This window comes from Enterovibrio norvegicus (assembly GCF_002876705.1).
Classification (GTDB): domain Bacteria; phylum Pseudomonadota; class Gammaproteobacteria; order Enterobacterales; family Vibrionaceae; genus Enterovibrio; species Enterovibrio norvegicus_B.
This window is the reverse complement of the sequence record NZ_MDAG01000027.1, coordinates 98,771-119,149: the sequence shown is the minus strand read 5'-3', so window position 1 is coordinate 119,149 and position 20,379 is coordinate 98,771. Positions and strand designations below refer to the sequence as shown.

Below are 20,379 nucleotides of genomic sequence, written 5' to 3'. Positions count from 1 at the left end.
ACTGTAAATGGTAAGCTTTACTCGACGCTTGGCGTTGATTGTTAAATGGATCTTGATCGTTTTAGTCGTGAGCGCTGCCGTGCTCACGGCTTCTATGCGAATTGTTCTTCCTAACTTAGATACCGCGAAAGCGCCGCTGCAACGATGGGCGAGCGATGCCACGGGATTTAACGTCGATTTCAGTACCGTAAAAGGTCACTGGCGATATCTGGCTCCTTCACTTTCTCTACACGATCTGTCTTTATCGGCCCGAGAGGGTGAGCAGTCTGTTTTGACGGCTGACAGCATTGAAATGCAATTCGATGTGGTCGAGAGCATCAAACGCCGAGAACCTACCTTTTCTCATGTCAGCATTGACGGCTTGAATTTAGATGTCACGCAGCTCCCAGAAGATGAAGGCAAAGAGACGAAACCGCTCACTGAACGGTTAGAGAATCTGTTCCTCGTCGGCCTTGGGCGTTTCTCTATTCAAAATGCCGATATCACGGTGCTTTCTCCTTCTGAGCAGCGCAAAACCATCGATGTGCGTTCCTTGTTATGGGAAAACAAAAACGGCACCCATCATGTGCAAGGGGTGGTGAGTGTTGAAGGTACATCACTTAACCTCATTGAAGTGCGTGGCGCGTTTTCAGAGCACAACGGTTTAGCCTCGCTTGATGGCGACTTCTATCTCAAAGCGGATGACTTATCGCTGAAAGATTGGATTAAGCGTTTCATCAACCCGAACATTGCGATTGCCAGCGCCAAAGTGGGCGGTGAGGCATGGTTTACCTTGAAAAAAGGCGAGCCAGAAAGCGTCTTGTTGAACCTGACTGAAAGTGGCTTGGTTTGGCATGCAAACACGCCAGCAATATTACCGTCAGAACGTGCAGCCGCGAAAAGCGTGCCACTGCAAGAACAAAACCAATCTCTGACCATAGAGCGCGGCAAAGTGCTGCTTGAGAAGCAAGGCACGTCGACATGGCGTGTTGCGAGCCAAGATTTTTCAGTATCAACCGCGAATGCGCCTTGGCCGTCATTGTCGGTCAACGCGACATATTCTCCACAAGGTTGGACGGCAAACATCAATGAACTTGATGTCGCCCTCTTATTGCCGCTTCGAGAGATTGCCGACATTCCCAAAGATATCGATGACGCCATTACCGCGCTTGCAATAAAAGGAACGGCCAAAGATATTCGCGTCGCCCAAGCGAAAGAGCAGCCACTGTCTTATTCATTATCGCTGACGGATGTTGGCTTCCAGCATTGGACCTACCTGCCTGAAGTGCACAAGCTTGGCATTGATGTGGTGGGGCGCGGTGCCAATGGTAAAGCTTCGCTTTCAATGGTCGACGATCAATTGCCTTATGGCGATTTCTTCCAAGCGCCACTGGATATACAGCAAGGTGATGTAAATCTTTACTGGCACCTTGATGACCTAGGTGTGGTGCTTTGGTCTGATAAAGTGTCTGTACGTGCGCCTCACATTAATGTGCTGGGCGAGTTCAGGCTAGACATTCCCAGAGAAGGCGACTTGTGGCTGTCTTTTTATGGTGAAGCGAACGCCAATGATGCGGGTGAAACCTGGCGCTATTTGCCAACACTGGCGTTGGGTGATGAGTTAACCGATTTCCTTTCCGCTGCAATTCGTGGTGGTACGGCAGACCACGCGAAACTGCTGTGGTATGGCGGCATTTCGACGTTCCCTTACCTCGAACATGAAGGCATGTTCCAAGCTGACGTTCCCCTTCGTAAAGCCAAGTTTAGTTTCGATACGCAATGGCCAACATTGACGGAACTGGATTTGAACTTGTTGTTTGAAAACGATGCCATGTATCTGAATGCTACCAACGTGGGGTTAATGGATGCACGAGGCTACAACCTGAAAGGTGAAATACCGTCTCTGAGCGCGGAAGATACCGGCATGCTCTACATCACGTCAGACATTGCCGCAAGCGGCGAGACATTGCGTGAGTACATGCTTGCTACGCCTCTGGTGGACTCTGTCGGTGCTGCGTTAACGCATGTTCAAGTGGATGGCTCGGTAGCAGGGTCAATTTCCCTCGACATTCCGTTGAATGGCGATGACGTAAACGCGAAGGGAAGCGCCAGGCTTAACAAGAACATGGTGTCGATCGTTAGTCCTGAAATGACCTTAGAAAGGGTGAAAGGCAAGATCACCTTTGATAATGACAAAGTGACGGCAACAGGGCTTCGCGCCAACTTGCTCAAACAACCGATTACGTTCGGATTCAAAGGCGAAACGGAATCTGAAAACTATATCGTGAACATCGACATCGACGGAAAGTGGGAAGCTGACAAGTTAAAAGCGGCGTTGGATTTGCCAGATTTGTCGTTTATCGAAGGTCAATCTGAATGGGATTTAAACGTCGGTATTGCACTCAAAGACATCGGCTTTACTTACGATGTGTTGCTCGATGCTGATCTGATGGCGATGAGCATTGATTTACCTGCACCATTGACTAAATCATCATTCATTAAAAGCCATGGGTATTTGAAAGCGTCGGGCGATGCCCAGCGTTTGGTGGGGCAAGTTGAACTGCCGAATGTGAAGTACCAAGCGGATGTGGACATTTCGGGTGATATTCCCAAAGTCACGCGAAGCCGCATGGTGATTGGTGAAGGTGAATTGGCGCTGAAACCTCAGGCTGGAAATGCGATCAGTGTTGATGTGCCGTCGATCGATGTTAATGCATGGCGTTCAGTGTTTTCGCGCTATGAAGATAAAAACAAAGGCAAAGACAATTCACTGCCAGTTGATCTTCCAGCGCCATCGCGCATCAATGTGAAAGCTGACAAGATCCATGCCGGAGAGATGGTCTTTAACAACGCGTCGATCGCCGCGCGAGAAAAACGCGACGGTTACCATATTTTGATTGGCAGTGAAGAACTGGCAGGCGATGCATGGTGGGATGGCAGTCGTTTACTCACCGTGTCCATTGAGCACCTATTCCTCAACCTTGATTTAGAAAACAAAAAAGAATCTTTTACCGCTTCACTTCAAAAGGCCGTGAGCGGACGAGTGACAGAAGAAGATCGCGTCATCATGGCGAAGATCCCTGCCACTGATTTAGTGATCGATGAGCTTTGGCTGCAAGGTTACCGCTTAGGGCGCGTGGAAGCTCAACTCTTAAAAGACAAAGATGAAGTCACACTGTCGAAGTTCACTTTAGGCAGTAATGCGCTGAGTATGAAAGCCACGGGTGATTGGCGTTTTACGCCAGAAGGCATGAATCAGAGCCATGTTAAATTTACGGTTGAAGGTAAAAACAGCAGTGATTTGATGGGGCGCTTCTCGGTAACGGGGGGGATTCAAGATGCCAGCTTTAACACCAAAGGGGAGTTAGAGTTTAATGGTGTGCCGTGGGAGATGAATGTTGCCAGCCTGGATGGCATGTTAGATACCCAACTAGAAGACGGTTACATCAGTGGTGTTGGTGGCGCGGGTAAACTTCTGGGTCTGTTTAGTCTCGACTCAATTTTGCGAAAAATGCAGTTGGATTTCACGGGCGTATTTGAAGATGGACTGGCTTTTGATGAAATCAGCGGCAGTGCATCAATCACGAATGGCGTTGTTGTCACGGATAATATCCAGATGAAAGCGCTCGCAGGTGATATGTTTATAAAAGGGATAGCGAATCTGGCGAAAAATCAGGTAAATGCTGAAGTCCGTTTTATTCCTGATCTCACCTCCGGCATTCCTGTCTTCACCGCGTTTGCAGTTACGCCGCAAACCGCGCTTTATGTACTCGCAGTCACGACCGTGATCTCGCCAGTTGTTGATGCGTTTACTCAAGTCAGATATCAGGTAACCGGGCCAATCGATGAGCCCGTCGTCAGGGAAGTTTCACGCCGAAAAGCTGAAGTGACGTTACCAGAGCAGGCCACAGAGCGCCTGCGATCAGAGCAGCAAGGGAGCAAAGACTAATGACCAAATTTGGCGTAGTACAGATGAATTCGGGTGCGAATGCTGATGACAATATGGATGTTCTTGAAGGTCAGCTAAGGCATTTGCGCGCGCAAGGCGCACGACTGGTTCTTACACCAGAAAACGCGATTGTGTTCGGTAAGAAAGAAGATTACGAGAAGTATGCGGAAGAGCTAGGGCATGGGCCTTTGCAAAAACGTCTTTCTCAACTCGCCTTTGAGTTGGGGATTTGGCTCGTGGTCGGATCGTTTCCTATCAGTAATCACGACGGTACTTTGAGCACGACATTGCTTGTCTATGATGCAGCAGGTAATTTGCGTGCGTCTTATGAAAAACTGCACATGTTTGATGTGGATATCGCTGATAACCACCGCAGTTACCGAGAATCTGACACCTTCCGTGCCGGTGATAACCTTGCGCTGGTGGAAACGCCATTTGGAACATTGGGTCTGTCGATTTGTTATGACATTCGTTTCCCGCATTTATACGCGGCGTTGCGTCAACGTGGTGCTGACATCATTGTTGTGCCTGCGGCATTCACCAAAGTCACAGGTCGTGCGCATTGGGAAGTGTTACTGCGAGCACGAGCCATTGAAACCCAGTGCTGGGTATTGGCTGCGGCACAATGTGGATCTCATGAAGGTGGCCGAGAAACCTATGGGCATTCGATGATTGTCGATCCATGGGGGCAAGTGGCCAGTGAACTGCAAGAACAAATCGGCAGCGCTTGGGCTGATATTGATTTGGCAACCAACAGTGCGATCCGAACCAAAATGCCGGTATTACAGCACGCTCGGTTGCAATGCGCGTTGAAATAGCGCAGTCTCATTTTATTATAAGTCCCGCGGTGACAGGCCTGTTGCCGCGGGACGTTTGTCATTTTCAGCGCTAAAAGAGCAATTACACAATGAGCCTCGAACACGTCGAAGAAACGATGCTTCACCTCTCGGGTATGAGCAAGAGTCAACTCAGCCAAACACTTGATCACTTGGCAGCAAGAAACATCGACTACGGTGATGTTTACTTCCAATCATGCTGGCATGAATCACTGGTGCTTGAAGACAGCATCATTAAAGACGGTTCCTTCAACATCGACCGTGGTGTGGGTGTTCGTGCTATTTGTGGTGAGAAAACCGGTTTCGCTTATTCTGACCAGATCAATGCGGATGCGTTGATGCAAAGTGCCACAGCGGCACGCGGTATTGCAGACAAAGGCGGTAAGCTTCAAGTGTCTGCTTTTGCTACTCGTCAATATCCAACCATCTACCAAGCGATGGATCCACTGCAAAGCATGAGCAAAGAAGACAAAATTGCTTTGCTGAAAGAAGTGGATGTGTACATTCGCGCGAAAGAGCCACTTATTCAGGAAGTGTCTGTCAGTATCAGTGGCGTGTACGAGCAAGTGCTTATTGCTGCAACAGACGGTACATATGCAGCCGATACGCGTCCTTTGGTGCGTTTGTCTGTGAGCGTGTTGGTTGAAAAAGATGGCCGTCGTGAACGTGGTTCGGCAGGTGGTGGTGGCCGATTCGGTTACCAATATTTTCTGACCGAAGAAGATGGAAAAACCGTTGCCTTAAACTATGCCGATGAAGCAGTGCGTCAAGCACTTGTGAACCTTCACGCCAAAGGTGCGCCTGCAGGCACCATGCCTGTGGTGTTGGGTGCCGGTTGGCCGGGCGTATTGTTGCACGAAGCGGTCGGCCACGGGTTGGAAGGTGATTTTAACCGTAAAGAATCGTCTGTGTTCTCTGGTCAAATCGGCCAGCAAGTCACGTCACCGCTTTGTACCATTGTGGACGACGGAACACTTCAAGATCGCCGTGGCTCGCTGAACATCGACGATGAAGGCGTACCTGGTCAATACAATACCTTGATTGAGAATGGCATCTTGAAAGGCTACATGCAGGACAAGCACAACGCGCACCTGATGGGCGTTGCACCTACGGGCAATGGTCGTCGTGAATCTTACGCGCACCTGCCAATGCCACGTATGACCAATACCTACATGCTGGCAGGTGAAAGCACGCCGGAAGATATCATTAGCAGCGTGGAATATGGCCTGTATGCCCCTAACTTTGGTGGCGGTCAGGTTGATATTACGTCTGGTAAGTTTGTGTTCTCAACCAGTGAAGCGTACTTGATTGAAAACGGCAAAGTAACCACGCCAGTGAAAGGCGCAACCTTGATCGGTAGTGGCATTGAAGCCATGCAACAAGTGTCGATGGTAGGTAATGACCTTGCTTTAGACCGTGGTGTGGGTGTGTGTGGTAAAGCCGGACAAAGTGTTGCCGTCGGTGTTGGTCAGCCAACGTTGAAGCTGGATGCGATGACGGTGGGTGGAACGGAATAAGAAGATAGAGCAGAGAGCCTAGGAAGAGAAGGTCCTAGGTGCTGGGAAGGGCCAAAGCAAAAGATTGACAGTGCTTCCAGTCTTCAAAGAATCGTTGCAGTACCTAGTACCTAGTACCTAGTACCTAGTACCTAGTACTAAACACAAAAAAGCCAGACCGAGGTCTGGCTTTTTACGTTTCTGACAGCAAGCGTCGAATTACTCGTCTTCTGCTTTTAGCGCTTTTAGAATCTGGAACAGTTCTTTAGCGGCTTTAGACGGCTTATTGCTTTCTTGATCTTTCTTCGCTTGGCGAACAAGTTGGCGTAGCTTTTGGCGATCAGCTGCAGGGTGCTTGTCGACGATCTCGTTGATCATCTTGTCACCTTCCACGATCAGGCGATCGCGTTGCTTTTCCAATTTCAGTAGTTCGATGGATTGCTGACCGTGTTTATTGTTCAGCTTGTCCAACGCTGCTTGGATGGCTTCTGCATCAACATGACGCATGAGCTTACCAATCAACTGAAGTTGACGGCGACGCGCTTCTTTTTCAAAACGCTGCGCATCTGAGATCGCAATGCGAAGATCTTCTGTCAGAGGGAATTTTTCCAATACAGAAGGTTTAAGTTCAATCAGCTTAGTGCCGAGTGCTTGTAGCGCTTCCATATCGCGTTTCATCTCGGAACGACTTACCCAGATGATTTCTTCTTCCTCTTCCCAAGGCTCACGTTTATTTTTACGGCCCATAATCTTTCCCGAGGTTGTCACTTACTTGATCAGCGTATCTTATCAAGAATGTCGAATTTTGCTGGTGTTTTTTAAGCATTGTCTTCGCTACGAGTGGTATGCTTACAAACAACATACATTTATCTAAGACTTTATGGACGTGAAACAACAGGTTGCTCAGCAACGCACAGAACTTGAAGCTGCAGTGAGTCGCGCATTGGAGCTAGCAGGTAAGAAAGCAGATGCTGCTGAAGTGGCGATCACGAAAACCACGGGTATCAGTGTGGCAACACGCATGTGCGAAGTGGAAAGCGTTGAGTTCAATAGCGATGGTGCGTTGGGTATTACTGTGTATCGCGGTCAACGTAAAGGCAGCGCTTCAACCTCTGATCTGTCAGAAGAAGCGATCGCGCAAACTGTTGCGGCTGCATTGGATATTGCTAACTACACGTCCGAAGATCCTTTTTCTGGCCCAGCGCCTGCTGAGTTGATGGCGTATGACTATCCTGATCTTGATTTGTTCTACCCTGATGAGCCAGAGCCTGATCATGCGGCAGAGAAAGCGATCGCCGCCGAGCGTGCAGCTTTGGATCACGACAAACGCATCAAATTCAGTGATGGTGCAAGCTACGACAGCCACTATGGTGTGCGTGTATACGGTAACAGCCATGGCATGCTAGGCAGCTATGCGTCGAGCCGTCATAGCATCAGCTGCAGTGTGATTGCCGAAGACAGCAAAGGGATGGAGCGCGATTATAGCTATACCTCTGCGCGCGACAAACTTGACCTTTGGACCCCTGAAAGAGTGGGTATTGAAGCGGCAGAGCGCACCATTTCTCGTATGGAACCGCGTCGCGTTGCGACTTGCCACGCACCTGTGATGTTCGCGGCAGATGTTGCCACGGGCTTGCTTGGCCACCTTGTTATGGGGATTAGCGGCTCGAGCTTGTACCGTAAATCGTCTTTCCTATTGGATAAGCTGGGTCATCAAATCTTGCCTGAATGGTTTGAAGTGTATGAACGCCCACATATCCTAAAAGGCATGGCGAGTGCGCCGTTTGATAGCGAAGGCATGTTTACCCGTGATCTCGACATCATCAAAAATGGTGAACTACAAACTTACCTTGCGACCAGCTATGCAGCCCGTAAATTGGGTATGCAGCCAACGGGTCATGCGGGGGGGATCCACAATTGGTTTGTGGGCAACACCGGTCAAAACTTCGAGCAAATGCTGAAAGAGCTTGGCACAGGCCTGTTGGTGACAGAGCTCATGGGTCAAGGCGTGAACATCGTGACGGGAGATTACTCTCGTGGCGCAGCAGGTTTCTGGGTTGAAAACGGTGAAATCCAATACCCAGTGACGGAGATTACCATCGCCGGTAACCTGGCTGACATGTACAAGCAGATCGTTGCGGTAGGGTCAGATACTGAGCTGCGAAGTCAGATTCAGACGGGGTCGATATTAATCGAATCGATGAAAATCGGCGGCGAATAGCGTCGTCCTTCGCCCTCTGACCGCGTTCGCTTCGCCTCCTCACTCCAGTCACTTAGTGAACTAAGCTCCCGGAGATTCGAAGGCTTGCAGCCTTGTCAGAGAACGAATGACTTAGCTATTTAGAATCGTAGTGTAAAAAAGGCTTTCATTTGAAAGCCTTTTTTCGTTTATACGAGGAAGAGAGTGGCGAGGCCGAGGAAGACCGAGAGGCCGACCATGTCGGTGATGGTGGTCAATGCCATACCGCCTGCGAGTGCGGGGTCGATTTTCATCTTTTTGAGCATGATGGGCACGGTAACACCCGCGACACCTGCAATGATAAGGTTTGCCATCATGGCGGCGGCGATGATGCCTCCGAGTATCCAGTTGCCTTTCCAAAGCACGACAACACCACCAATGATACATGCCCAAATAACGCCATTGAGCAGACCCACTAACGCTTCTTTGGTTAATAGCCAGCGGGTATTGGAATCACCGATGTGACCAACCGCCAAACCACGAATAACCAGCGCGACGGTTTGGTTACCCGCAACGCCACCCATAGAAGGGACGATGGTCATCAGAACCGCAATGGCGGCCATTTGTTCAAGGGTGTTTTCAAACAGGTTGGAGACAGATGCAGCAGCCAATGCGGCAAGGACGTTGGCTCCCAGCCAAATACTGCGGCTACGCGCTGATTTTAAAACCGGCGCAAAAGTGTCTTCTTCATCGTCCAAACCCGCCATGCTCATCATGGAGTGTTCAGCATCTTCACGGATGATATCAACGACGTCATCGATGGTGATACGACCGACGAGCTGGTGTTGCTCATCAACAACCGGTGCGGATACCCAGTTACGGCGTTCGAACAAGCTCGCGATTTCGCCATCGTCCATGTCGACAGGGATGGCTTCATCCGAGTCTTCCATGATATCGAGTACTTCGGTGTCGGGTTGTGTCGTTAGCAGCGTCGTGATTGGCAGAGAGCCTATTAGGCGGCTATTCTCGTCAACCACATACAAGGCATCGGTTGCTTCAGGCAGTTCGCCTCTCATACGCAGGTAACGCAGTACCACGTCGACGGTAACGTCTGAACGGATGGTTACCACGTCGGTATTCATCATACCGCCGGCGGTGTCTTCAGGGTACGCGAGCGCTTGTTCTACACGATCACGATCTTGCGTATCCATCTGCGCAAGAACGTCTTGAGACACGTGGTTTGGAAGGCTTCGAAGCAGGTAAGCGACGTCATCGGTGTCCATGCCTTCGGTTGCGGCGGCCAATTGCTCTGGCTGCATGCGCACCATGATGCCATCTTTGACATCTTCCGAAAGCTCTTCGAGGATTTCACCTTGTTCTTCGGGATCGGTTAATTGCCAGAGAACCAGACGGCTCTTTGGAGGAGACGCTTCGAGCAGGTGTGCAATGTCTTCCGGCTCCATGTCTTCGAGCATACGTCGGACATGGACAAACATACCGTTGTCTAGTGCACGGCTAACTTCCTGCAACGTTTGATGCGTTTGATTAGACTGTTCTACTTCGTAATTCTCTGCCATGGAATTGTCCGGTTTACGGCGGTTGGCGCAATGACATGAATATTAACGTAATCTCGTAAGACTGTCTTTGCCAAATCTGTGTTGAAATGAGAGCGAGTGGGTTGGTGTTGAGGGAATAGGACGAGGTTAGTTTTCCTCGTCAAAACCTGCTTCAATCAAGGCCGTCACTGCGCCAAGTGCTTTTTGTGCCTCAGGGCCGAGTGCCGATACCGTGATTTGTTCACCTTGGCTGGAATCAAGCAACAAAATCGCCATCACGCTGTCTGCGGTAACTGCCTGTTCTGCTTTGGATATGGTGACTTCTGCATCGAAACTTTGCGCCAGTTCCACGAGTTTCACCGCTGCACGTGCATGTAGGCCAAGGCGATTTCGGATCAACACTTCCTTACTGCACTGCGTCATACTTTCCCCTCAAGTGTTCTGTGTCTGATTTGCACTTGCTGTCCATTTGCCTTGAAGTAGTCCGCCAAGAACTGTGCGATATACACAGAGCGGTGTTGTCCACCTGTACAGCCAATGGCCACGGTCAGGTAACTGCGGTTGTTTTTTTCTAAGGCTGGCAGCCAAGATTCGAGGAAACTTTTGATTTGGGCAATGAGCATCGCGACGTCTTGCTCGGCAGCGAGGAACATTTTTACGGGTTCATCAAGACCGGTTAGTGGCCTTAACGATGGCTCCCAGTGAGGGTTGGGTAGAAAACGCACATCGAAAACGTAGTCAGCATCAGATGGGAGTCCATGTTTAAACCCGAAGGATTCAAACACCATCACCAAATCGCGACTGGTTCTCCCTAATACCAAGGAACGTACAGCTTCGCTCAAGTCATGCACAGAATGCTTTGACGTGTTGATCACTTTATCTGCGCGTTCTTTAAGTGGTGTTAGTAGAAGCTTTTCTTTTTCGATGGCTTGTTCGAGCGATAAGTTATCTCTGCTCAGCGGGTGTAGGCGACGTGTTTCGCTAAAGCGCTTAACAAGTTCCTTGTCGTCTGCATCTAAGAAAAAGATATCAACATCAAGGTCAGCAGGAAGCTTTGCCAGTGTTTGGGCGATTTCATCAGGGTCAGTAGGCATGTTGCGAATATCAATACTCACGGCGATGTTGGAGCTATCATCCGTTTGTGCATTCACGAACTGTGGGAGTAGATTCACGGGAAGGTTGTCTACACAGTAATAGCCTAAGTCTTCAAGTACGCGAAGTGCGACAGACTTTCCCGAGCCTGAACGGCCACTTACGATTTTCAACTGCATGGTGCTGGGATCCCTGTCTCGCTATTCACCAGTAATGATGTCGTAAAGTTCTTGGTCAGAGCTGGCATTACGCATGCGTTTACACAGTTGCTTGTCGCCAAGCTTCTGCGCAATCAAAGACAGCGTTTTGAGGTGCTCTTTGCATTGTTCATCCGGAACGAGCAGTGCGAACAAGAGGTCAACAGGTTGGTTATCAATGGCGTCGAACTCGATAGGCTCTGCACACTGAATAAACACGCCGACAGCTTGGTCACTATTGAATATACGGCCATGGGGAATGGCGATTCCATTCCCTATGCCCGTACTCCCTAGCTTTTCCCTGCTTAGGATGCACTCGAACAGTTTTTGCGGGTTTTGGTCTAATTGGTTGCCGGCCAACTCGCTGATCAATTCAAGTGCACGTTTCTTACTTGAACAAAGGACTGCACTTTTGGTGCAGTCCAACTTAAGTACGTCTTTAAGTTCCATGGTTAATGGTGATTCATCTTTTCTTTATGTTTGTTTAGCTGTTTAACCAGCTTATCCGTAAGCGAATCAATGGCCGCATACATGTTTTCTGAGTCTGCTTTCGCATGAATTTCGCCGTTGTTGACGTGAAGCGTCGCTTCGGCAATTTGTTGGAGTTTTTCTACGTTAAGCACGACATGGACGTTGTTAATATGCTCAAAAAAGCGCTCAAGCTTATCAAACTTTTGCATCACATACTCTCGGAGGGATTCGGTGATCTCGACGTGGTGACCGGTGAGATTTATTTGCATAAACATCTTCCTTCTTTGTAGAGACGCCTAGATAAGGCGCTTGCGCTGATTTGACGGTGCGATACCAAGAGACTCGCGATATTTTGCAATCGTTCGACGTGCTACTTGGATACCTTGCTCCGCCAGCAGTGTGGCAATTTTGCTGTCGCTGAGTGGTTTGGCCTGATTTTCGGCGGCAACCAACTTTTTGACCAGCGCACGAATTGCCGTAGAGCTACATTCGCCGCCATTGTCAGTACTGACATGACTAGAAAAGAAGTATTTCAACTCAAAGATACCCCTTGGGGTATGCATGTATTTTTGGGTGGTGACCCGAGAGATGGTGGATTCATGCATTTCCACTGCGAGTGCGATGTCGTTAAGCACCATTGGCTTCATCGCCTCTTCGCCGTACTCAAAGAAATCTTGCTGATGTTCAACGATACAACGTGCAACCTTCAACAGGGTTTCATTGCGGCTTTCTAAGCTTTTGATCAGCCATTTTGCATCTTGTAGATGACTGCGAATAAATTGGCTGTCCGCAGCGCTGCACCCATTTTTGGTCAGCGCGGCATATTGTTGGTTTACCTTCAGTCTTGGCACGCTATCTGGGTTGATTTGTACGACCCACTTTCCGCGATCTTTGAACACGGACACGTCGGGAATAACATACTCAGCCTCGTTGGTGACGATCAGATTACCAGGGCGTGGTTCAAGGCTGTGGATCAACTGCATCACTTCTTTGAGTTCAGGCTCGCGAAGTTTGCTTTCTTTCATGATCTGACGGTAATCGCGGTTCGCAAGAAGATCCATGTGTGCTTTTAGCACGGCTTTTGCTTCGGTCAGCCATGGCGTGTCTTCAGCAAAAGAGGCCAATTGGATCAACAAACACTCTTGAAGTGATCGAGATGCAACGCCTAGCGGATCGAACTGTTGAACCCGTTTGAGTACGGCTTCAACTTCGTCAAGCTCGACTTCTTCGTCTTCAGCACCAAGGCTTTCAAGGATGTCTTCAGCGGTAACGGTAAGGTAGCCTTTGTCATCGACGGCATCGATGATGGCGGTAGCAATCGCAAGATCCACCTCCGTAAACGGGGTCAATTGCACTTGCCAATTTAGGTAGTCTTGGAGTGTTTCGGTCGTCTCACCTTGATAAACCGGAATGTCGTCACCGAGCGAAATGCCTGTGCTGCCTGTGTTGGCGCTGTACATATCATCCCACGTGGTATCGACCGGAAGATCGTCGGGCATTTCTTTTTGGCCGAGGGCGTCTGAACTATCAAGGCTGTCTTCGCGATTTAAGTTGTCATCGCGATCAGCGGAAGCACTGATCTGCTCGTTATTGTCATAATCATCAGACGTGTCGCTGTCTGATGCATTATCACCCGATTCGTCTTGTTCAAGGAGAGGGTTTGCTTCAAGCGCTTCCTGAATCTCTTGTTGCAGATCTAACGTCGAAAGCTGCAGCAGACGAATTGCCTGTTGCAGTTGCGGCGTCATTGCAAGTTGTTGGCCAAGCTTGAGCTGAAGCGAGGGTTTCATAGTTATTCTGGCACCTTTCCTATTTTAAATTATCAGTGCTTGTTGTTGTAACGATTCGCCAACCGTTACTTTTAACTATAGCCTGAACTGGTCGCCAAGATAGACACGTTTTACATGTTCATCGTTAAGGACTTCATCAGGCGTGCCATGAGCAATCAAATGCCCCTGACTCACAATATAGGCGTGTTCACACACACTCAGTGTCTCACGTACGTTGTGATCGGTAATTAACACGCCCAAACCACGATCGCGAAGATGCTCAATGATCTTTTTAATGTCGATAACGGAAATCGGGTCAACACCGGCAAACGGTTCATCAAGCAAGATGAACTTAGGGTTCGCGGCAAGTGCTCGAGCAATCTCGACACGGCGACGTTCACCACCAGAGAGTGCCATACCCATGCTGTTTCTAATGTGCTGAATGTTAAACTCTTCGAGCAAATCTTCCGCTTTATCCTGACGCTCTTCTTTGGTCATTTCTGAACGTGTCTGCAAAACCGCCATCAAATTGTCGTAAACACTCAGCTTACGAAAGATAGACGCTTCTTGCGGTAAATAGCCAATACCCATACGAGAACGATTGTGCATGGGCTGAATACTGATGTCAGTATCATCGATATGAATTGAGCCTTCGTCGCGTGCGACCAAGCCCACAATCATATAGAAAGAAGTGGTTTTACCCGCACCGTTTGGGCCGAGCAATCCAACGATTTCGCCGGATTTAACTTCAAGGCTAACGTCGGTAACGACTTTGCGTCCGTTATAGCTTTTCGCGAGGTTCTTAGCGGTAAGTATGGCCATGAAGTGTTAGTTCTTTTGTTTTGTTTGCGGCTGCAAAATGGTGGTAACACGACCGTTAGAGTCGCTTTCAGCAACCAACTGCTGTTTGTCGATTTGGTAGGTAATCAATTGACCTTCTACCTTGTTGCCACCTTCTTGGGTGAGCACAGCTTGATTACGCATTTTTAGGAAGCTTTTTGCGACTTCATATTGAAGGTCAAATGCTTCGCCATTGATTTTTTTGCCGTCGTCCATGGTTTGTTCGAACGTAGCCGGTTTGCCATAAGCATCAATGATTTCGGTTCCTTCACTGCCACTAGGGCGAGTGACAACTACCTTATTTGCGTGTAAGCGGATTGAACCTTGGCGCAAATACACATTACCTGTGAAGATGACGGTATTGGTTTTTAGATCCAAATTCTGCGTGTCTGAATCAATATAAATAGGTTGTTCAGAATCACTGGTTAGCGCAAATGCACTACCCGAAATGAGGAGCAGTAGAAAGGCGAAAATATTATTGAGTTTTTTGTTCATATCTACTTTTCACTTGTTCGATCAGTTCCATCTGATGGGAGCCAAAATTGCCTTTCACCCGCTGTCCGTGGGTTTGAAAGCCTACACCGGTAATTTCAGTTTCTTTGTCCGACCAAAAATCCCGGCTAGTAAGGTCGAGTGTCAATTCGTCTGTCGTCACGACTTTAATTTGCGCATTAGGCAATAGGTTAAAGATCCGGACGCGTCCTGTCATCACTAGATAGCGACCGCTTTCTAAGACGGCAAAATTAGAGCTAACCCGCCATTCTTCTGCGATACCGTCGCTAAACGTCCACAACACAGGTTCATTAAAATGCGTTTCGTCTAGCTTTTGATAATGTTCAATATGGCTAGAGTCGAGCGTGTAACTACGAATGCCTTGCTCGTTGTAGCTGGTGGACTTAATGTCATCACCAGTGAACAGCGGCTTTTCTGCATCGGGTGTTACTTGTGTTTCTGTGTCGAGGTAGTGCTGGCCAAGCAGGTAATAACCTGCATAACTGCAGATGCCGAGCAATGCCACAATGCAAAGGCGTTGCAGCATCATATGCTTAATCCCTTGTGCGCATCGAGCTCGCCACGGGCTTCAAGAATAAGGTCACACACTTCACGTACTGCGCCATAACCGCCAGGGATACGTGTAACCAAGTCGGCACGTTTTGCCAGTAAGAGGTGGCCATCCTTCACACAGACAGATAAGCCTACACATGACATGACAGGCCAATCAATAAGGTCGTCACCAATATATGCGGTCGCTTCTGCTGGGATCCCCAGTTGTGCGACCAAATCTTGGTATGCAGTGGCTTTGTCGTCTTGGCCTTGGTAGATGTGTTCAATGCCTAACGCTGACATTCGACGCTCTACAATGGCGGACTTTCTCCCTGTGATCACGGCGATTTCAATGCCTGCATTCATGAGCGATTTAATGCCATACCCGTCGCGAGTGTGGAATGTTTTTAGCTCTTCGCCATCGTTGCCCATGTAAATACGGCCATCTGAAAAGACGCCATCAACATCGCAAATCAACAGCTTAATGCCAGCGGCCACATCAAAAACACGTTTCGAGACAGGTCCGTAAAGGGTATCTACGGTGTTTTCGGTTGTCATGGTGTTGTTTGAGTTCTCTTGCATTACATGACTCCTGCTTTTAGAAGATCATGCATGTTAAGTGCTCCCACCAAGATACCTTGGCGAGTCACTAGCAAACCATTGATTTTCTTTTCTTCCATTAGCTTTAAGCCTTCGGCGGCAAGTAGGTCTTCATCGACACAGGTTGGGTTTTCACCCATCACATCGCCAATACAGGTTTCATGAAGGTCAAGGCGTTGATCAAGAAGGCGACGTAAATCACCATCGGTAAAGATGCCGCAAAGTGCACCTTTATCATCAATCACGGCGGTCATGCCTAGGCCTTTTGCTGACACTTCAAGCAAGGCATCGCGAATCGTTGCTGTCACCAGTACGGTCGGCAAGTTGTCGCCCGCATGCATCACATCAGAGATGCGAAGCAAAAGCTTACGACCAAGAGCACCGCCGGGGTGAGAGAGGGCGAAATCGTCTGCGGTGAAACCTTTTGCTTGCATCAGTGCAACAGCAAGCGCATCACCCATCACTAAGGTGGCAGTGGTGCTTGATGTTGGCGCAAGGCCGATGGGACAGGCTTCTTTTGGCACCTTAATGCACAAATTCACTTGCGCCAACCGTGCCATGGTCGATGCTGGGTTGCCTGTCATTGAAATCAGTGTAATGCCGCGGCGTTTCACGACGGGAAGCAAGGTTAAGATTTCTGAGGCTTCGCCAGAATTTGAAATCGCCAAAACCACATCGCCTTTTTCAATCATACCCAAGTCGCCATGGCTGGCTTCTCCTGGGTGAACGAAAAACGAAGGGGTGCCAGTGCTTGCAAAGGTTGCGGCAATTTTATTGCCGATGTGACCGGATTTCCCCATGCCCATTACCACCACTTTTCCTGAGGCTGACAGGATAAGTTGGCACGCCTTTACGAAGTCATCATTGATGTATTGCTCGAGCTGTGTAATCGCATCGAGTTCGGTTTTCAATACTGTGGCGCCAGCTTGGCGAAAATCAAAATCAGTCATAGCGTATCCGAGTTATGCTGCCATATCGGTAAGCAAATAGCCTTGGTAGCCGACGAAGCAAATCAGCAGCGCGATCCCTTCCCAGCGATTAATAATACGGGACTTACCAACGGCAAACAAAAACAACAAGACAGACACGGCGAGCATGACATAAAAGTCACGATCCATCGCCAGTGGGTTTAGCATTGAAGGGTTCAAAATACCCGGAATGCCCATTACTGCCAGAATGTTGAAGATGTTTGAACCGATGATGTTTCCTACCGCGAGGTCATCTTCGCCTTTCAATACACCAGCGATAGAGGCTGCAAGTTCAGGCAGGCTCGTACCGACAGCGACGATAGTTAGACCGATCACCAAATCACTCATGCCAAACGATTTTGCGATTATTACGGCAGATTCAACCACCATGTCGGCACTGAAAATAAGGAGAACAAGGCCGACAACGACCCAAATGCCTGCAGATACATTGCTCACGCCATTTGGGATTTCAGCTTCTTGCTCAGCAAGCATAGGATCGGATTCGCCACTTTCTTTGCCAATCTTCATCATCGCAAGCAAAAAGCCGGCAAACAGAACAGCAAGAAGTACGCCTTCGTAGAAGCCCAAGTGGTTGTCCCACAAAATCGCACCAGCAACGATAGTGACACCCAGCATCAGCGGGAGTTCACGTCGAATAATGCCAGAGCTGATAGAAAGGGGCTTGATAAGCGCGGTAACACCGAGAATAAGGGCAATATTTGCAATGTTTGAACCGAGCACATTTCCGACAGCTGTATCAGTTTTGCCACTCAGAGCTGCTGTGGCGGAAACAACCATCTCAGGCGCGGAACTGCCCATAGCAAGAATGGTCATACCGATGACAAGCGGGGAGATGCCAACGTTGCGGGCAATAGCGGCAGCACCGTAGACCAATCTGTCAGCGCTCCACACTAACAAACACAGGCCAACGACGAGGATGGCGGTCGCTTCAAACATTTAATTACCTTCTGAATGGATCTGTCGAATTGTATAGAACCGCAATTCTGACCGCTTATTGAAGAAATGTGAAGGAAAACGGCGTACTAATGACGGATATGGACATGTAATTTCGGCGATATTGTGTTTTGTTCAATCACACGGGTTTTCTGTTTCGAATCCTTGCGTTTCATTGCCTTTCATCCAACTTTTGCGTCAAGGTGCTTCGTCGGAGACCTTTTAAATTAAAAAAGTGCATATATATAAAGACAAAGCGTCAGTAAACGCTGTTGAATACTTGACCAAAAAATTGCAAATGAATACTGTGCAATTACTTGTTTTGCACGCACACTCACTCTATGATCAGTCACTTAACTCGTGAATGAATCACCACCGAAGGCCCTGCTATGAGCCCTAAAAATCTGGTTGAGATCAGCAACCTAACCTTTTCTCGGGATGAGAGGGTTATTTTCGACAATGTAAGTTTAACGGTACCAGTGGGTAAGGTCACAGCGATCATGGGGCCATCAGGTATCGGTAAAACGACGCTATTGAGATTGATCGGGGGTCAACTTCAGCCAGACAGCGGGCGCATTGAATTCGCCGGTCATGATATTCCTACCTTGTCACGCAGTAAGCTTTTCGAAGCGCGTAAACGCATGAGTATGCTTTTTCAGTCAGGTGCGTTGTTCACGGATATGACAGTGTTCGACAACGTGGCGTACCCACTTCGTGAACACACTGAACTGCCTGAATCCCTTATCAAAACTATTGTATTGCTGAAGTTGGAAGCCGTTGGGCTACGTGGTGCATCGCAATTGATGCCGAGCAGCTTGTCTGGTGGTATGGCACGCCGAGCTGCGCTTGCCCGTGCCATCGCGCTTGATCCGGAACTCATCATGTTTGATGAGCCGTTCGTTGGGCAAGACCCTATCACCATGGGCGTGTTGGTCTCATTGATCCGTAACCTCAACCAAGCATTGGGGTTAACCTCTATTGTCGTTTCGCATGATGTACCAGAAGTGATGAGCATTGCTGATCATGTTTACCTTTTGGCAAACGGTAAAATCATTGCATCAGGTTCACCACAATCTTTGCGTGACAATCCCGATCCTCGCGTGAGTCAATTTCTCAAAGGCGATGCCGATGGGCCCGTGCCTTTCCGTTATCCTGCCAGTGATATTACACAGGAGCTGTTCTCGTGATCGTGAATATGGTTCAAGCGCTGGGTGCTCGCACCATGGCGGTGTCGCGAACAATGGGTCGCGCAACTTTTGTGTTGCTTGGCGCCTTAGTGGGTAAACCGCAGCCCAAGAAAATGTTCCCGCTGCTGATTACTCAACTGTATTCCGTGGGTGTTCGCTCACTCGCCATCATTATGGTATCCGGCCTTTTTATTGGCATGGTATTGAGCCTACAAGGTTACCTTGTGTTGGCAGATTTCGGCGCAGAAAGCTCGCTAGGTCAAATGGTCGCGTTGTCGTTGCTTCGTGAACTGGGGCCTGTTGTGACTGCGCTGCTGTTCGCGGGTCGAGCCGGCTCAGCGCTCACCGCCGAAATCGGTTTGATGAAAACCACCGAACAACTTTCAAGCTTAGAAATGATGGCTGTCGATCCACTTCGTCGCGTTATCGCGCCACGCTTTTGGGCGGGTGTGATTTCAATGCCGCTCCTTGCGATGATTTTCATGATGATCGGGATCTGGGGCGGACAGCTTGTGGGTGTCGATTGGAAAGGCATCGATTACGGCAGCTATTGGTCCGTCATGCAGTCCTCCGTTGAGTTGGGTTATGACATTGGCCAGTCATTCATCAAGTGTGTGGTGTTTGCTATCACCGTCACTTGGATAGCACTTTTTAATGGTTACGATGCAATCCCCACATCAGAAGGGATCAGCCGTGCCACCACACGTACCGTCGTGCATTCGTCTTTAGCAGTGTTGGGTTTGGATTTTATTCTTACCGCGCTGATGTTTGGGAGCTAATTAAATGCAACAGAATCGTAAAACAGAATTTTGGGTAGGCACTTTTGTCTTGGCAGGAATTGCAGCCGTGCTGATGCTTATCTTTCAAGTTGCAGATGTGAAGAGCTTCTCTCGCTCAGACTATTACACGCTGGAAGCGCACTTTGATGATATCGGTGGATTGAAAGTTCGCTCACCGGTGAAAGTGGGCGGCGTTGTTGTGGGTCGTGTTAGTGATATCTCATTAACTGCACCCGATTATGTGCCATCGGTAACATTGGAAATTGAACGTAAGTACGGTTTCTTTCCTGAAAGCAGTTCTGCCGCCATTTTGACCTCAGGGTTACTTGGTGAGCAATTCATTGGCATTCGACCAGGCTTTTTGGATGAAGACATCGATGTTCTACAAGACGGTGATTTGCTGGAAGATACACGTTCCGCGCTCGTGCTAGAGGATTTGATTGGTCAGTTCCTTTACAGCGTTGGCGGCGACAAGGAGTAAAT

At 48.8% G+C, this 20,379-nt stretch carries 20 protein-coding genes; 7 read left to right on the top strand and 13 right to left on the bottom strand.

Annotated features, from left to right (window positions below):
• The first annotated feature begins 7 nt into the window (after positions 1–7).
• From BCT27_RS15440 to tldD, 3 genes are all read left to right on the top strand, one after another.
• On the top strand, positions 8–3,928 hold the full coding sequence (locus BCT27_RS15440; protein WP_102390651.1) for a YhdP family protein: 3,921 nt from the start codon (positions 8–10) through the stop codon (positions 3,926–3,928).
• Positions 3,928–4,746, top strand: coding sequence for a carbon-nitrogen hydrolase family protein (locus BCT27_RS15435; RefSeq protein WP_102318065.1), 819 nt, complete (start codon positions 3,928–3,930; stop codon positions 4,744–4,746). The genes BCT27_RS15440 and BCT27_RS15435 overlap by 1 nt, the downstream gene beginning before the upstream one ends.
• Before the next feature lie 89 nt (positions 4,747–4,835).
• Complete coding sequence (gene tldD / locus BCT27_RS15430) at positions 4,836–6,281, top strand: metalloprotease TldD (protein ID WP_102318066.1); 1,446 nt, start codon at positions 4,836–4,838, stop codon at positions 6,279–6,281.
• A 198-nt stretch (positions 6,282–6,479) separates the two neighbouring features.
• Here tldD and yjgA read toward each other — a convergent pair whose 3' ends face one another.
• The gene (yjgA, locus tag BCT27_RS15425; RefSeq protein ID WP_017008136.1) at positions 6,480–7,007 is read right to left on the bottom strand and encodes a ribosome biogenesis factor YjgA; all 528 of its coding nucleotides are present in this window, start codon (positions 7,005–7,007) and stop codon (positions 6,480–6,482) included.
• Between the two features lie 133 nt (positions 7,008–7,140).
• On the opposite strand from yjgA, the gene pmbA reads away from it, so the two are divergent.
• Positions 7,141–8,481 carry a metalloprotease PmbA gene (gene pmbA / locus BCT27_RS15420; RefSeq protein WP_017008137.1) on the top strand — a complete coding sequence of 447 codons (1,341 nt, stop codon included), beginning with the start codon at positions 7,141–7,143 and terminating at the stop codon, positions 8,479–8,481.
• A gap of 167 nt (positions 8,482–8,648) precedes the next feature.
• Here the strand turns inward: pmbA and mgtE are convergent, their stop codons facing one another.
• The 12 genes from mgtE to BCT27_RS15360 all read right to left on the bottom strand — a co-directional run bounded on the left by mgtE (position 8,649) and on the right by BCT27_RS15360 (position 17,933).
• Positions 8,649–10,016, bottom strand: coding sequence for a magnesium transporter (gene mgtE / locus BCT27_RS15415; protein ID WP_102318551.1), 1,368 nt, complete (start codon positions 10,014–10,016; stop codon positions 8,649–8,651).
• Between the two features lie 126 nt (positions 10,017–10,142).
• Positions 10,143–10,418 carry an HPr family phosphocarrier protein gene (locus BCT27_RS15410; protein WP_017008139.1) on the bottom strand — a complete coding sequence of 92 codons (276 nt, stop codon included), beginning with the start codon at positions 10,416–10,418 and terminating at the stop codon, positions 10,143–10,145.
• The gene (rapZ, locus tag BCT27_RS15405) at positions 10,415–11,266 is read right to left on the bottom strand and encodes an RNase adapter RapZ (RefSeq protein ID WP_102396164.1); all 852 of its coding nucleotides are present in this window, start codon (positions 11,264–11,266) and stop codon (positions 10,415–10,417) included. The genes BCT27_RS15410 and rapZ overlap by 4 nt, the downstream gene beginning before the upstream one ends.
• A 21-nt stretch (positions 11,267–11,287) precedes the next feature.
• Positions 11,288–11,734 carry a PTS IIA-like nitrogen regulatory protein PtsN gene (ptsN, locus tag BCT27_RS15400; protein ID WP_017008141.1) on the bottom strand — a complete coding sequence of 149 codons (447 nt, stop codon included), beginning with the start codon at positions 11,732–11,734 and terminating at the stop codon, positions 11,288–11,290.
• 2 nt (positions 11,735–11,736) lie between these two features.
• Complete coding sequence (gene hpf / locus BCT27_RS15395) at positions 11,737–12,024, bottom strand: ribosome hibernation promoting factor (protein ID WP_017008142.1); 288 nt, start codon at positions 12,022–12,024, stop codon at positions 11,737–11,739.
• A 27-nt stretch (positions 12,025–12,051) separates the two neighbouring features.
• Positions 12,052–13,545: an RNA polymerase factor sigma-54 gene (locus BCT27_RS15390; RefSeq protein ID WP_102396163.1), complete on the bottom strand. Its 1,494-nt coding sequence runs from the start codon at positions 13,543–13,545 to the stop codon at positions 12,052–12,054.
• A gap of 75 nt (positions 13,546–13,620) precedes the next feature.
• Entirely contained in the window at positions 13,621–14,346 is a 726-nt protein-coding gene (gene lptB, locus BCT27_RS15385) for an LPS export ABC transporter ATP-binding protein (protein ID WP_017008144.1), read from the bottom strand.
• Between the two features lie 6 nt (positions 14,347–14,352).
• Entirely contained in the window at positions 14,353–14,859 is a 507-nt protein-coding gene (lptA, locus tag BCT27_RS15380) for a lipopolysaccharide transport periplasmic protein LptA (RefSeq protein WP_017008145.1), read from the bottom strand.
• The gene (gene lptC / locus BCT27_RS15375; protein WP_102318549.1) at positions 14,840–15,406 is read right to left on the bottom strand and encodes an LPS export ABC transporter periplasmic protein LptC; all 567 of its coding nucleotides are present in this window, start codon (positions 15,404–15,406) and stop codon (positions 14,840–14,842) included. Before lptC ends, lptA begins: the two co-directional genes overlap by 20 nt.
• Positions 15,403–15,990, bottom strand: a complete 588-nt coding sequence (gene kdsC / locus BCT27_RS15370; RefSeq protein WP_102396162.1) for a 3-deoxy-manno-octulosonate-8-phosphatase KdsC — start codon at positions 15,988–15,990, stop codon at positions 15,403–15,405. Before kdsC ends, lptC begins: the two co-directional genes overlap by 4 nt.
• The gene (locus BCT27_RS15365; protein ID WP_102396161.1) at positions 15,990–16,958 is read right to left on the bottom strand and encodes a KpsF/GutQ family sugar-phosphate isomerase; all 969 of its coding nucleotides are present in this window, start codon (positions 16,956–16,958) and stop codon (positions 15,990–15,992) included. Before BCT27_RS15365 ends, kdsC begins: the two co-directional genes overlap by 1 nt.
• Positions 16,959–16,970: 12 nt before the next feature.
• Entirely contained in the window at positions 16,971–17,933 is a 963-nt protein-coding gene (locus BCT27_RS15360; RefSeq protein WP_102318546.1) for a calcium/sodium antiporter, read from the bottom strand.
• 386 nt (positions 17,934–18,319) lie between these two features.
• On the opposite strand from BCT27_RS15360, the gene mlaF reads away from it, so the two are divergent.
• Genes mlaF through mlaD form a run of 3 tightly spaced genes read left to right on the top strand, consistent with a single transcriptional unit; the run spans position 18,320 to position 20,377 of the window.
• Positions 18,320–19,117 carry a phospholipid ABC transporter ATP-binding protein MlaF gene (gene mlaF, locus BCT27_RS15355; RefSeq protein ID WP_102318545.1) on the top strand — a complete coding sequence of 266 codons (798 nt, stop codon included), beginning with the start codon at positions 18,320–18,322 and terminating at the stop codon, positions 19,115–19,117.
• Positions 19,118–19,125: 8 nt separating this feature from the next.
• Positions 19,126–19,896 (top strand): lipid asymmetry maintenance ABC transporter permease subunit MlaE, encoded by a 771-nt coding sequence (gene mlaE, locus BCT27_RS15350; RefSeq protein WP_102259412.1) that lies wholly within the window; start codon positions 19,126–19,128, stop codon positions 19,894–19,896.
• Between the two features lie 4 nt (positions 19,897–19,900).
• Positions 19,901–20,377 (top strand): outer membrane lipid asymmetry maintenance protein MlaD, encoded by a 477-nt coding sequence (mlaD, locus tag BCT27_RS15345; RefSeq protein ID WP_017008152.1) that lies wholly within the window; start codon positions 19,901–19,903, stop codon positions 20,375–20,377.
• Positions 20,378–20,379 lie beyond the last annotated feature (2 nt).